General features: G+C 58.9%; 11 protein-coding genes, 3 tRNA genes and 1 riboswitch. Of the genes, 12 read left to right on the top strand and 2 right to left on the bottom strand.

The annotated features are described in order from the left end of the window. The first annotated feature begins 136 nt into the window (after nucleotides 1–136). From astB to astE, 3 genes are read left to right on the top strand one after another with little or no spacing between them, the layout of a single operon-like run. Complete coding sequence (astB, locus tag J1G35_RS23335) at nucleotides 137–1,483, top strand: N-succinylarginine dihydrolase (protein ID WP_223016123.1); 1,347 nt, start codon at nucleotides 137–139, stop codon at nucleotides 1,481–1,483. 38 nt (nucleotides 1,484–1,521) lie between these two features. After that, nucleotides 1,522–1,812, top strand: coding sequence for a hypothetical protein (locus tag J1G35_RS23330; protein ID WP_053140059.1), 291 nt, complete (start codon nucleotides 1,522–1,524; stop codon nucleotides 1,810–1,812). An 11-nt stretch (nucleotides 1,813–1,823) separates the two neighbouring features. Beyond that, complete coding sequence (gene astE / locus J1G35_RS23325) at nucleotides 1,824–2,828, top strand: succinylglutamate desuccinylase (RefSeq protein WP_223016122.1); 1,005 nt, start codon at nucleotides 1,824–1,826, stop codon at nucleotides 2,826–2,828. Between the two features lie 71 nt (nucleotides 2,829–2,899). Here the strand turns inward: astE and J1G35_RS23320 are convergent, their stop codons facing one another. Continuing rightward, on the bottom strand, nucleotides 2,900–3,409 hold the full coding sequence (locus tag J1G35_RS23320) for a 6,7-dimethyl-8-ribityllumazine synthase (RefSeq protein ID WP_016979790.1): 510 nt from the start codon (nucleotides 3,407–3,409) through the stop codon (nucleotides 2,900–2,902). A 113-nt stretch (nucleotides 3,410–3,522) separates the two neighbouring features. Then, nucleotides 3,523–3,692, bottom strand: a riboswitch (FMN riboswitch). Between the two features lie 191 nt (nucleotides 3,693–3,883). On the opposite strand from J1G35_RS23320, the gene ltaE reads away from it, so the two are divergent. The 8 genes from ltaE (at nucleotide 3,884) to mgtE (ending at nucleotide 11,619) form a co-directional block, all read left to right on the top strand. Beyond that, nucleotides 3,884–4,888 (top strand): low-specificity L-threonine aldolase, encoded by a 1,005-nt coding sequence (gene ltaE / locus J1G35_RS23315; RefSeq protein ID WP_223016121.1) that lies wholly within the window; start codon nucleotides 3,884–3,886, stop codon nucleotides 4,886–4,888. Between the two features lie 145 nt (nucleotides 4,889–5,033). Next, nucleotides 5,034–7,652 carry an alanine--tRNA ligase gene (gene alaS, locus J1G35_RS23310; RefSeq protein ID WP_053140064.1) on the top strand — a complete coding sequence of 873 codons (2,619 nt, stop codon included), beginning with the start codon at nucleotides 5,034–5,036 and terminating at the stop codon, nucleotides 7,650–7,652. 94 nt (nucleotides 7,653–7,746) lie between these two features. Beyond that, nucleotides 7,747–8,988 carry an aspartate kinase gene (locus tag J1G35_RS23305; RefSeq protein WP_053140066.1) on the top strand — a complete coding sequence of 414 codons (1,242 nt, stop codon included), beginning with the start codon at nucleotides 7,747–7,749 and terminating at the stop codon, nucleotides 8,986–8,988. A gap of 174 nt (nucleotides 8,989–9,162) precedes the next feature. Next, entirely contained in the window at nucleotides 9,163–9,351 is a 189-nt protein-coding gene (csrA, locus tag J1G35_RS23300) for a carbon storage regulator CsrA (RefSeq protein WP_003175645.1), read from the top strand. A 62-nt stretch (nucleotides 9,352–9,413) separates the two neighbouring features. Then, nucleotides 9,414–9,504 (top strand) — tRNA-Ser (locus J1G35_RS23295). 108 nt (nucleotides 9,505–9,612) lie between these two features. After that, nucleotides 9,613–9,689 (top strand) — tRNA-Arg (locus J1G35_RS23290). A gap of 72 nt (nucleotides 9,690–9,761) precedes the next feature. Then, nucleotides 9,762–9,838, top strand: a tRNA-Arg gene (locus J1G35_RS23285). A 338-nt stretch (nucleotides 9,839–10,176) separates the two neighbouring features. Next, nucleotides 10,177–11,619, top strand: coding sequence for a magnesium transporter (gene mgtE, locus J1G35_RS23280; RefSeq protein WP_053140068.1), 1,443 nt, complete (start codon nucleotides 10,177–10,179; stop codon nucleotides 11,617–11,619). Nucleotides 11,620–11,798: 179 nt separating this feature from the next. Here the strand turns inward: mgtE and J1G35_RS23275 are convergent, their stop codons facing one another. Next, nucleotides 11,799–12,125 (bottom strand): Arc family DNA-binding protein, encoded by a 327-nt coding sequence (locus J1G35_RS23275; RefSeq protein ID WP_003175643.1) that lies wholly within the window; start codon nucleotides 12,123–12,125, stop codon nucleotides 11,799–11,801. A gap of 109 nt (nucleotides 12,126–12,234) precedes the next feature. On the opposite strand from J1G35_RS23275, the gene J1G35_RS31040 reads away from it, so the two are divergent. Continuing rightward, on the top strand, nucleotides 12,235–12,420 hold the full coding sequence (locus tag J1G35_RS31040; protein WP_262417380.1) for a hypothetical protein: 186 nt from the start codon (nucleotides 12,235–12,237) through the stop codon (nucleotides 12,418–12,420). Nucleotides 12,421–12,455 lie beyond the last annotated feature (35 nt).

Genomic DNA, 12,455 nt, shown 5'->3' with positions numbered 1-12,455 from the left:
CCGATAGCAGTCTGTCAGTTGATCAATCAGGTGACTGACACACCGCCATCGGGAGCAAGCCCCCTCCCACACTGGATTTGTGGTGTGTTGAAGACTTTTGAAGCCTATAAAAACAGATGTTCGTGGAGCCTCGCCGATGAAATCCTATGAAGTCAATTTTGACGGTCTAGTGGGGCCGACCCATAACTACGGCGGTTTGTCCTTCGGCAACGTCGCGTCCCAGAGCAACAGCCAGCAGCACTCCAACCCCAAGGAAGCGGCGTTGCAGGGCCTGCAGAAAATGAAAGCCCTGATGGACATGGGCTTTGTGCAAGGTGTGCTCGCGCCCCAGGAGCGTCCGGACGTAGCGGCGTTGCGCAACCTCGGTTTCAGCGGCACCGACGCTCAGGTCATCCAGCAGGCGGCCAAGCAGGCCATGCCGTTGTTGGTAGCGAGTTGCTCGGCATCGAGCATGTGGGTGGCCAACGCCGCCACCGTCAGCCCGAGCGCCGACACCGCAGATGGCCGCGTGCATTTCACCGCCGCCAACCTCAACTGCAAATACCACCGCAGCATCGAACACCCGACCACCAGCCGCGTGCTGGGGGCGATGTTTGCCGACCAGAAACACTTTGCCCACCACGCCGCGTTGCCGGCGGTGGCGCAGTTCGGCGACGAAGGCGCGGCCAACCACACGCGTTTCTGCCGTGAGTATGGTGAAGCGGGCGTGGAGTTTTTCGTGTTCGGGCGCAGCGCGTTCGACCCTCGTTACCCGGCCCCGCAGAAGTACCCGGCGCGCCAGACCCTCGAAGCCTCCCAGGCGGTCGCCCGCCTGCATGGCCTGAAGGATGAAGGCGTGGTCTACGCCCAGCAGAACCCGGCGGTGATCGATGCCGGCGTGTTCCACAACGACGTGATCGCGGTGGGCAACGGCGAGGTGCTGTTCTATCACGAGGATGCTTTCCTCAATACCGAACAGATGCTGGCCGAGTTACAGGGCAAGTTGGGCAAGCTGGGCGGTAACTTCCAGTCGGTGTGTGTGCCGCGTGCCCAGGTCAGCGTCGAGGACGCGGTACGTTCCTACCTGTTCAACAGCCAGTTGCTGACCCGTGCCGACGGCTCGATGCTGCTGATCGTGCCGGAAGAATGCCGCGCCAACGAGCGCGTATGGCATTACCTGCAAGGCCTGACGGCCTCCGCTGGGCTGATCCGCGAAGTGAAAGTCTTCGACCTCAAGCAAAGCATGCAGAACGGCGGCGGCCCGGCGTGCCTGCGCTTGCGCGTGGCCTTGAACGAAACCGAGCTGGCAGCGGTGAACCCAGGGGTTATCATGACCGCGCCGTTGTACGACACACTGACCCAATGGGTCGACAAGCACTACCGCGACAGCCTGCGCGAAACCGACCTGGCTGACCCGCAATTGCTGCTTGAGTGCCGGACGGCACTGGATGAACTGACGCAAATCCTTAAACTGGGCTCGGTTTATCCTTTCCAGATCAATTAACGCCACCTCTTTTTACACCCTATGGCTGAGAATTATTTATGACCACCGACACCCTGCAACTGATCCTTGAAGACACCGACGGCACCCAGCTGGAAACCTCCTGCACCCGCGTCGCCGTGGTCTGGCAGGGTAAGGAAATCTGGATCCAGCACGACGGCCGTGGCCAACTGCTGATCGGTGTGGATGTGGAAGAAGGCGACTCCGAATACGCCAACCTGCTGATGCGCCCACTGGCCACCAACCTGATGAGCCTGCAACTGGAAATGGAACCGGCCGACGTTGAAGGTGATGATGACGATCACGTCCACGGCCCAGGCTGCAACCACTAAGGAAGCTGCGTATGCTCGCCCTTGGCAAACTGCTTGAACTGACCCTCGCCGGTCGCGAACCGGCGCAAAAAATTCAACTGACTGTCGACGGCGTGCAGATGCGCTGGCTCAGCGAGGGCGCACTTGAGGTGCGCCCGCCGCAAGCAACGGACAATGGCAGCGACCTGCTGCTGTCGTCCGGCATCCATGGCAACGAAACCGCGCCGATCGAATTGCTCGACCGCCTGTTGCATGGCATCGCCCGTGGGGAGATCAAACCCCGCACCCGTATTCTGTTCCTGTTCGGCAACCCCGAGGCCATGCGCCGCGGTGAGCGTTACCTTGAATTGGACGTCAACCGGCTGTTCAACGGCCGTCACGAAAAAAACATCGGCCCCGAAGCCATGCGCGCCGCCGAGCTTGAACAGTTGGCCCGCAGCTTCTTCAGCCAGCCTGGCCGTTCGCGCCTGCATTACGATCTGCACACGGCTATTCGTGGTTCGAAGATCGAGCAGTTCGCCCTGTACCCCTGGAAAGAGGGGCGCCAGCATTCACGCCACGAACTGGCGCGCCTGAACGCTGCCGGCATGGAGGCGGTGCTGCTGCAGAACAAGGCCTCGATTACGTTCACCGCGTTTACCTACGAGCAGCTGGAGGCCGAGGCCTTTACCCTGGAACTAGGCAAGGCGCGGCCCTTCGGGCAGAACCAGGGCGTGAATGTTTCCCGCCTGGAGCTGCGCCTCAAGCAGATCATCGAAGGTACCGAGCCTGAGACTGATAGCCTGGACGGGTTGAAACTGTTCGCCGTGTCGCGGGAAATCATCAAGCACAGCGACGCATTCCTGTTGCACTTGCCGGCGGACGTGGAAAACTTTTCGGAATTGGAAAAGGGTTATCTGCTGGCCGAAGACGTGGCCAAGACCCGTTGGGTGATCGAGGAGGAGGGGGCGCGCATCATCTTCCCCAACCCGAAGGTGAAGAATGGTTTGCGGGCGGGGATATTGATTGTGCCGACCACGGACGCCGGGTTGGCGTAGATCTCAGCCTTAACCGGATCCAAATGTGGGAGGTGGCAAGCCCCCTCCCACATTTTGTTTTGCAGTGTTGCTTAGACCGCTACAGCCCGTGGCTCGCTGCGACGGATCGCCCGCACCTTGTGCAGGGTGTCGGCGCACGTACGTGCAGCTTCCTGGCCCTTGTGCACGAAGTGATCGTGGAAGAACGCGTGGTGTTCGCTGCCGGCATGGAAGTGATGCGGCGTCAGGGACACCGAGAACACCGGCACTTCAGTTTCCAGCTGAACCTGCATCAGGCCGCTGACCACCGATTGGGCGACGAATTCGTGACGGTAGATCCCGCCGTCCACCACCAGCGCGGCGGCAACGATACCGGCGTAACGACCGGTCTTGGCCAGCAGCTTGGCGTGCAGGGGCATTTCAAAGGCGCCGCCGACTTCGAAGAAATCGATGTCCGATTCCTGGTAGCCCTGGGCGATCATTTCGGCGAGGAAGCCTTTGCGGGATTGGTCGACAATATCCTTGTGCCAGCAGGCCTGGATAAACGCGACGCGCTCGCCGTGATGGTTTTTGCTTTTGCTGTCGATTGCGGTGGGTTGCATGTTCTGACTCCTGTTTAAGAAAAAAACAGGGCGTTATGAATCGAATGGGATTTAAGGGTACGAACCGCTGAGTCATGCAGGCATGAGTCCAGCGTGCGGCCCTTAGGTGCCAATCCCGTTCTCTCTTCATCCGGACTATGACCGTCGGCCCCGGGATCACACCGGGTCTGCTGACCTTGTCGCCGTCCTGCCTGAGCAGTTCGAGGCGCCAAGCGCTCGCGGGCTATGCACATTGCGTGCAATTACCGCCGGTGGGGAATTGCACCCCGCCCTGAGAACGTTGCCACCAGAACCCTGGCGGCGGAGAGTTTTTAACATGGTTTTTCAGAAACTGCACGAGCGCCGTATCGATAAGCTATATCGGTTTGTTTGGTTGGTATTCGATTGAGAACGCGCGGGGCTTGATATTCCGCGGCTTTGCCCGCAGTAATCATCCTCATAAGAATCTTAATGAACCCCTTCGAGGCTTGTTTCATGTCTGTGATCGACCTGCGCAGCGACACCGTGACCCAACCCACCGCCGGCATGCTCGACGCCATGGCCACCGCCGTCAGCGGCGATGACGTCTACGGCGAAGACCCCAGTGTCAACCGCCTGGAGGCCGAACTGGCCAAGCGCCTGGGCTTTGCGGCCGCGCTGTTCGTGCCCACCGGCACCATGAGCAACCTGCTGGCGCTGATGGCCCATTGTGAGCGCGGCGAGGAATACATCGTCGGCCAGCAGGCCCACACCTACAAATACGAAGGCGGTGGCGCGGCGGTGCTGGGTTCGATCCAGCCACAGCCGCTGGAAGTGCAGGCGGATGGCTCCCTTGATCTGAATCACGTGCTCGAAGCCATCAAGCCCGACGACTTCCACTTCGCCCGCACCCGCCTGCTGGCCCTGGAAAACACCATGCAGGGCAAGGTGCTGCCGCTGGACTACCTGGCGAAGGCACGGGCGTTTACCCGCGAACACGGCCTGGCCCTGCATCTGGATGGCGCGCGAATCTACAACGCGGCGGTCAAGCTTGGGGTCGATGCGCGGGAGATCGCCCAGCATTTCGACTCGGTGTCGGTGTGCCTGTCCAAGGGCCTCGGTGCGCCGATTGGCTCGGTGCTGTGCGGCTCCACGGCGTTGATCGCCAAGGCACGCCGTTTGCGCAAGATGGTCGGCGGAGGCATGCGCCAGGCCGGTTCCCTGGCGGCGGCGGGGCTCTATGCCTTGGATCACCAGGTAAAACGCCTGGCCGACGACCACGCCAACGCGCAGTGGTTGGGGGATGAACTGCGCCAGGCCGGGTATTCGGTGGAGCCGGTGCAGACCAACATGGTCTACGTGCAGGTAGGCGACCAGGCCCAGGCGTTGAAGGCGTTTGCTGCCGAGCGTGGGATCAAGTTGAGTGCTGCGCCGCGTCTGCGCATGGTGACTCATTTGGATGTGAGCCGGGCGCAGATCGAACAGGTGCTCGCGACATTCGTCGAATTTTCGCGCAAATGACCGTGCAGACCGTCTAATTGAACCTCTCTATCGCATAAACACGCTGTACCACCGGCAAAGGGCCGATATAATGCGGCCTTTTGCCGTCGCTCCGTCTGATGATGTTGCGCACTGGCCTTTGGCCGCAGCCTCCGTGGAAGAACCTATGAAAAGCGCAGAAATCCGTGAAGCCTTCCTTCGCTTCTTCGAAGAGCAAGGTCACACCCGTGTCTCCTCCAGCTCCTTGATCCCAGGCAATGACCCCACCCTGCTGTTCACTAACGCGGGGATGAACCAGTTCAAGGACTGCTTCCTGGGCCAGGAAAAACGCGCCTACACCCGCGCCACCAGCAGCCAGAAGTGCGTGCGTGCCGGCGGCAAGAACAGTGACCTGGAAAATGTCGGCTACACCGCCCGCCACCACACGTTCTTCGAAATGCTGGGTAACTTCAGCTTTGGTGACTATTTCAAGAAAGACGCGATTACCTTCGCCTGGACCTTCCTGACCGGCGTGTTGAAGCTGCCCAAGGAAAAGCTCTGGGTGACCGTCTACGCGACGGACGACGAAGCGTATGACATCTGGACCAAGGAAATCGGGGTGCCCGTCGAGCGCATGATTCGCATCGGCGACAACAAGGGCGCGCCTTACGCTTCCGATAACTTCTGGACCATGGGCGATACCGGCCCGTGCGGCCCCTGCACCGAGATCTTCTACGATCACGGCGCCGACATCTGGGGTGGCCCACCGGGCTCGCCGGAAGAAGACGGCGACCGTTACATCGAGATCTGGAACAACGTGTTCATGCAGTTCAACCGCACCGCCGATGGCGTGTTGCATCCGCTGCCAGCGCCGTCGGTGGACACCGGCATGGGTCTGGAGCGGATCAGTGCGGTGATGCAGCACGTTCACTCCAACTACGAGATCGACCTGTTCACCAACCTGCTGAGCGCGTCGGCTGCAGCCATTGGTTGTGCCAATGAAAGCCAGTCGTCCCTCAAGGTGGTGTCGGACCACATCCGTTCCTGCGGTTTCCTGATCGCCGACGGTGTACTGCCGTCCAACGAAGGCCGTGGCTACGTGCTGCGTCGTATCATCCGTCGCGCCTGCCGTCACGGTAACAAGCTGGGCGCCACTGGCAGCTTCTTCTACAAGATCGTCGCCGCCTTGGTGGCCGAGATGGGCGACGCCTTCCCGGAACTCAAGCAACAGCAAGGCAACATCGAGCGCGTACTCAAGGCTGAGGAAGAGCAATTCTCCAAGACCCTGGAACACGGCTTGAAGATTCTGGAACAGGACTTGGCTGAGCTCAAAGGCACTGTGGTGCCGGGCGATGTCGTGTTCAAGCTGTACGACACCTATGGCTTCCCGATGGACCTGACCGCCGACATCGCCCGTGAGCGCGAGTTGACCGTCGACGAGGCCGGTTTTGAGCGTGAGATGGAAGCCCAGCGCGTGCGTGCCCGTTCCGCCAGTTCCTTTGGCCTGGACTACAACACCCTGGTCAAGGTTGATGTACCCACCGAATTCACCGGTTACAAGGCGACCGTTGGCTCGGCCAAGATCGTGGCCATTTATAAAGACGGCAAGTCGGTTGATGTGTTGAGCGAAGGTGACGAGGCGGTTGTGGTCCTGGACCAGACGCCGTTCTACGCTGAATCCGGTGGCCAGGTCGGTGACTGTGGTTTCCTGAGCTCGACCTCCGGTCGCTTTGAAGTGCGCGACACCACCAAGACCGGTGGTGCGTTCCTGCATCACGGTGTGTTGGTACTGGGCAACCTGACCGTCGGTGCGCCGGTGGACACCCAGGTTGATGCTGACGTACGTCATGCCACCGCGCTGAACCACTCGGCCACCCACTTGCTGCATGCCGCGCTGCGCCAGGTGCTGGGCGAGCATGTCCAGCAGAAAGGTTCGTTGGTCGATAGCCAGCGCCTGCGTTTCGACTTCAGCCACTTCGAAGCGATCAAGCCTGAGCAGATCAAGGCCCTGGAAGACATCGTCAACGCGCAAGTACGCCAGAACACCCCGGTAGAAACCGAAGAAACCGACATCGAGACCGCCAAGGCCAAGGGCGCCATGGCGCTGTTCGGCGAGAAGTATGGCGACAACGTGCGTGTACTGAGCATGGGTGGCGACTTTTCGGTTGAGCTGTGTGGTGGTATCCATGCCAATCGCACCGGCGACATCGGCCTGCTGAAAATCATCAGCGAAGGTGGTGTGGCGTCGGGCGTACGTCGTATTGAAGCAGTGACCGGTGCTGCGGCACTGGCCTACCTGAATGCGGCTGAAGAACAACTCAAGGAAGCGGCCAGCCTGGTCAAGGGCAGCCGCGACAACCTGATCGACAAGTTGTCCGCCGTTCTGGAGCGCAACCGTGCGCTGGAGAAACAGCTGGAGCAATTGCAAGCCAAGGCCGCCAGCGCTGCGGGTGACGATCTGTCGGCTTCAGCCGTTGACGTCAAGGACGTGAAAGTCCTGGCTGCACGCCTGGACGGTCAGGACGGCAAGGCGCTGTTGGCCCTGGTCGATCAGTTGAAGAACAAGCTCGGCCGCGCAGTGATCCTGCTCGGCAGTGTCCATGAGGATAAGGTCGTGCTGGTTGCCGGTGTAACCAAAGACCTGACTGGCCAACTCAAGGCCGGTGATTTGATGAAGCAAGCCGCTGCGGCAGTGGGCGGGAAGGGCGGCGGTCGTCCGGACATGGCGCAAGGCGGTGGTGTAGACGCCAGTGCCCTGGACGCGGCCCTGGCCCTGACCGTGCCTTTTGTCGAAGCAGGTATTTAAGGCACTGTTAACCCGCCCGTGGTCTAGTCACGGGCTGTTCAGTGTTGGTTGATTGGATATTAGGCGCCCCTTTACGGGCTGAGGCGGCTTAGAAATGGCTTTGATCGTACAGAAATTTGGAGGCACCTCGGTCGGCTCTGTCGAAAGAATCGAGCAGGTGGCCGACAAGGTTAAGAAATTCCGCGATGCCGGGGATGACCTGGTCGTGGTGCTGTCGGCCATGAGCGGCGAGACCAATCGCCTGATCGAACTGGCCAAGGCAATCAGTGGCGACCAACAGCCGCTGCCACGCGAGCTGGATGTGATCGTGTCCACCGGCGAGCAGGTGACTATCGCCTTGCTGGCCATGGCGCTGAACAAGCGTGGCGTGCCGGCGGTGTCCTACACTGGCAGTCAGGTGCGCATTCTCACTGACAGCGCGCACACCAAGGCGCGCATCCTGCAGATCGATGATCAGAAAATCCGCACTGATCTGAAAGCCGGCCGTGTGGTAGTTGTAGCGGGCTTCCAGGGTGTGGACGAGCAAGGCAACATCACCACCCTCGGGCGTGGCGGTTCTGACACCACCGGTGTGGCCCTGGCTGCGGCCCTCAAGGCTGATGAGTGCCAGATCTACACCGATGTGGACGGCGTCTACACCACCGACCCGCGCGTTGTGTCCGTGGCCCAGCGCCTGGACAAGATCACCTTTGAAGAGATGCTGGAAATGGCCAGCCTCGGTTCCAAGGTGTTGCAGATCCGCGCGGTAGAGTTCGCCGGCAAGTACAACGTTCCGCTGCGCGTATTGCACAGCTTCAAAGAGGGTCCGGGCACCCTCATTACTATTGATGAAGAGGAATCCATGGAACAGCCGATCATTTCCGGCATCGCTTTCAACCGCGATGAAGCCAAGCTGACTATCCGTGGCGTGCCAGACACCCCCGGCGTGGCCTTCAAGATCCTGGGCCCGATCAGCGATGCCAATGTTGAAGTCGACATGATCGTGCAGAACGTCTCGCACGATAACACCACCGATTTCACCTTCACCGTGCACCGCAACGAGTACGATGCGGCATTGAAAATCCTGGAGAACACCGCGAGCGAAATTGGCGCCCGTGAAGTGGTCGGCGATACCAAGATTGCCAAGGTGTCGATCGTAGGTGTGGGCATGCGTTCCCATGCCGGCGTTGCCAGCCGTATGTTCGGGGCCCTGGCCAAGGAAAGCATCAACATCCAGATGATCTCCACCTCGGAAATCAAAGTCTCGGTGGTGATCGAGGAGAAGTACCTGGAGTTGGCTGTACGCGCGCTGCATACCGCTTTTGAGCTGGACGCTCCGGCCCGACAGGGCGAGTGAGGCAATGCCAGGAAGGCGCGGTAACCCGCGCCTTTCATTTTTTGTAGGGCGCATGGTGTTTTGTGTGCGCTCGACAATACTTAGGCCGTTAGGGCTATGACTATTGAGTCGTAGGTCGAACGCCTTTTTTTTGCAGACTGTTGTTCCTGAAATGAAATGCGTGAGGAGAAAGGTATGCTGATTCTGACTCGTCGGTGCGCAGAAAGCCTGATTATCGGTGATGGCGAAATCACCGTGACCGTGCTCGGCGTCAAAGGCAATCAAGTACGTATCGGGGTGAATGCTCCGAAAGAGGTAGCGGTCCACCGCGAGGAAATCTACCTGCGGATCAAGAAAGAGAAGGACGAAGAACCAAGCCTTTAATTTTTATCGTTTTTTATGTTTGCAAACGGGGATGAACGTGGTTAATATACGCCCCGTGTTGCGGAGAGCTGGCCGAGTGGCCGAAGGCGCTCCCCTGCTAAGGGAGTACACCTCAAAAGGGTGTCGGGGGTTCGAATCCCCCGTTCTCCGCCATTATTTGCTTAGTACGTTGCAATCTGGTTTTTTCGTTAAGTTGTTGAAATCAAACGAAAAAATAGCTTTACATAGAGATTGAACGGCCTATAATGCGCGGCAACAAATGCACTCGTAGCTCAGCTGGATAGAGTACTCGGCTACGAACCGAGCGGTCACAGGTTCGAATCCTGTCGAGTGCACCATTTAAGAGTTAGTTGCAGCAATGCAGGTGGCTCGGCTTCAACCAGTTGTGATCTGGTCTAAAAACACAATCTGCACTCGTAGCTCAGCTGGATAGAGTACTCGGCTACGAACCGAGCGGTCACAGGTTCGAATCCTGTCGAGTGCACCATACAAACAAAAAGCCCGCCTAGTGCGGGCTTTTTGCCGTCTGGGGTTTGTGTGGGTTTTTATCTTTTCTCTTCTCTGATGTGTTTTCCATTCGCGCGGCGGCGTCGCAGTTGATAGGTGCAGCCAATACTCAGCTTTGGCTCGCAAGCGCTTGTTCTTTCCAGTTTTTTGACGTTAAAAACACACGCAAGGTGTATCATTGCGCCCGTCAGCCCCGCCGGGGCTTATGGAATACCTCCATGGACTTACCCAGTAGTTACTCAGTACCCCGTTTTACCAATCATGAATTGACTGATTGATCCTTCCGGCGTGCCCCGCTGCTGGGAGTGGAGTTCGCCTATGACCGAAGTAGAAGTAAAGAAAACACAAGAAAGCCTGCAGGATCGCCTGGCGCAAGTTATCGAGCTGCTGCAGCGCCAGCGTGTGGTCGAAGATTTCACGCACCGCCAGGATGGTCCGAATAACGACCTCGTCGAAAACCTGGTCCACCGGCAAAACCTCGTCGAGTTGCAGCGCAAGCTTGATGACCTGCACTCCGCCGACGTGGCCTACATTCTCGAAGCCTTGCCGCTCGATGATCGACTGACCCTCTGGCAGTTGGTCAAGGCTGATCGCGACGGCGACATCCTGCTCGAAGTATCCGACTCGGTCCGTGAAACCCTGATCGCCGACATGGACGATCACGAACTCCTGGCTGCAGCCAGGGAGATGGACGCCGACGAACTGGCCGACCTCGCCCCTGAGCTGCCCCGTGATGTTGTTCATGAGCTGATGGAGGCCCTCGATGGCCAGCAGCGTGAGCGCGTGCGCTCCGCGTTGTCCTACGATGAGGATCAGGTCGGCGCGCTGATGGACTTTGAGATGGTCACCATCCGCGAAGACGTCAGTCTGGAAGTGGTATTGCGTTACCTGCGCCGGCTCAAAGAGCTGCCGGGTCATACCGACAAACTGTTCGTGGTTGACTACGAAGGCATTCTCAAGGGCGTGCTGCCGATCAAGCGCCTGCTGGTAAACGATCCGGAGAAAAAAGTTGCTGACCTGATGGCCAGCGATACCGTGAGCTTTCACCCTGACGAAGATGCCTACGACGCGGCCCAGGCCTTTGAACGTTATGACTTGATCTCCGCTCCGGTGGTCGACAAGAACGGCAAGCTGATCGGCCGTCTGACCATCGACGAAATCGTCGACCTGATTCGTGAAGAGAGTGAAACCGAAGTCCTCAACATGGCGGGTTTGCGTGAAGAGGAAGATATTTTTGCATCCGTCTGGCGCTCGCTGCATAACCGTTGGGCGTGGTTGGCGGTCAATCTGATTACCGCATTTATCGCTTCCCGTGTGATCGGGCTGTTCGAGGGTTCCATCGAGAAGCTGGTGGCCTTGGCGGCGTTGATGCCGATTGTGGCCGGCATTGGTGGCAACTCGGGTAACCAGACGATCACCATGATCGTGCGGGCCATGGCGCTGGATCAGGTGAGTACCGCCAACTCTTCGCGTCTGCTGCGCAAGGAGCTGGCGGTGGGCCTTATCAACGGCCTGGTGTGGGGTGGGGTGATTGGTGTGGTGGCGTACTTGCTGTACGGCAGCTGGTCCCTTGGGGTGGTCATGACCGCTGCCATGACGCTCAACCTGCTGCTGGCGGCCCTGATGGGGGTGCTGATCCCCATGACCCTGGCACGCCTTGGTCGCGACCCTGCCATGGGCGCCAGTGTGATGATCACGGCCATGACTGACAGTGGTGGCTTCTTCATCTTCCTCGGTCTGGCGACGATCTTCTTGCTTTGACCTCCTCTCTCAAGCCGGCTCCTCCGTAGGAGCTGGCTTGCCAGCGAAAATCGTCAACGATACCGCGCAAAACCCGACTACCCGCGGCGCTCCCAGGTTTCTCGCGAGCAAGCTTGCTCCTACAAACTCCAGGCAAAAAAAAGCCAGCACATGGCTGGCTTCGGCTTTCAGTGGCAGATTCAGTTGGCTTCTGCGGCCGCCTCGACGTCGTGCGCGATAAGCGAGACGAGGGCATTTTGCTGGCGGTGGGAGAGCTGACGAAAACGCTGCAGCAGTTCGCGTTCGTGCAGTGACAGCTCGGGGCTGTCCAGGCGCATGCTCAACTCGTCACCCAGCGCACCTTCCTGAATAAGGCTCTGTTCCAGGCGCGCGATGATTTCGGAGTTCATGCTGCGGTGATGATTGCGAGCCACCTCGGCAATGCGTTCCCGCATTCCGTCTGGCAGACGTACGACGAACTTGTCAGCCGTACGGCTGGAATAAATTGCCTGTTTCAATGGGCGCATATATTTAACCGGTTAGTTCAGGGGAGCGGTTATTGGAATTGGCCGCAAGATGAGTGTTAAGACAAGACTCACGACCAAAGTTCAACCCGAATTGCAAAGAGGCCGCATCATGCCTCAGATTTGCCAGTTCCTTGGCGTCAATTCTGTGACAAATATTGAACTGCCTAAAGGCTTTATGCCAGCACTCATTTGCATTTTTGCGGACTGGTTGGAAAACTTTTCTGCGAAGGGGGACGTCAGGCGATCCTCCCACAGGCACAGGCCGCAGCAGGGTTTAAGGCCGCACATCGTATAGCAAAGTGGCCTTTTGCCCTTATCTTTAAGACTAGT

It is taken from the genome of Pseudomonas sp. SH10-3B (assembly GCF_019891415.1).
Lineage (GTDB): Bacteria > Pseudomonadota > Gammaproteobacteria > Pseudomonadales > Pseudomonadaceae > Aquipseudomonas.
This window is presented reverse-complemented; position numbering and strand designations above follow the sequence as displayed.

Coding starts and splice junctions, on each gene's coding strand:
- ltaE (WP_223016121.1), top strand. CDS start 3,884: ATGTCTGTGATCGACCTGCGCAGCGACACCGTGACCCAACCCACCGCC.
- mgtE (WP_053140068.1), top strand. CDS start 10,177: ATGACCGAAGTAGAAGTAAAGAAAACACAAGAAAGCCTGCAGGATCGC.
- astB (WP_223016123.1), top strand. CDS start 137: ATGAAATCCTATGAAGTCAATTTTGACGGTCTAGTGGGGCCGACCCAT.
- J1G35_RS23275 (WP_003175643.1), bottom strand. CDS start 12,125: ATGCGCCCATTGAAACAGGCAATTTATTCCAGCCGTACGGCTGACAAG.
- alaS (WP_053140064.1), top strand. CDS start 5,034: ATGAAAAGCGCAGAAATCCGTGAAGCCTTCCTTCGCTTCTTCGAAGAG.
- J1G35_RS23320 (WP_016979790.1), bottom strand. CDS start 3,409: ATGCAACCCACCGCAATCGACAGCAAAAGCAAAAACCATCACGGCGAG.
- J1G35_RS23305 (WP_053140066.1), top strand. CDS start 7,747: ATGGCTTTGATCGTACAGAAATTTGGAGGCACCTCGGTCGGCTCTGTC.
- J1G35_RS23330 (WP_053140059.1), top strand. CDS start 1,522: ATGACCACCGACACCCTGCAACTGATCCTTGAAGACACCGACGGCACC.
- astE (WP_223016122.1), top strand. CDS start 1,824: ATGCTCGCCCTTGGCAAACTGCTTGAACTGACCCTCGCCGGTCGCGAA.
- csrA (WP_003175645.1), top strand. CDS start 9,163: ATGCTGATTCTGACTCGTCGGTGCGCAGAAAGCCTGATTATCGGTGAT.
- J1G35_RS31040 (WP_262417380.1), top strand. CDS start 12,235: ATGCCTCAGATTTGCCAGTTCCTTGGCGTCAATTCTGTGACAAATATT.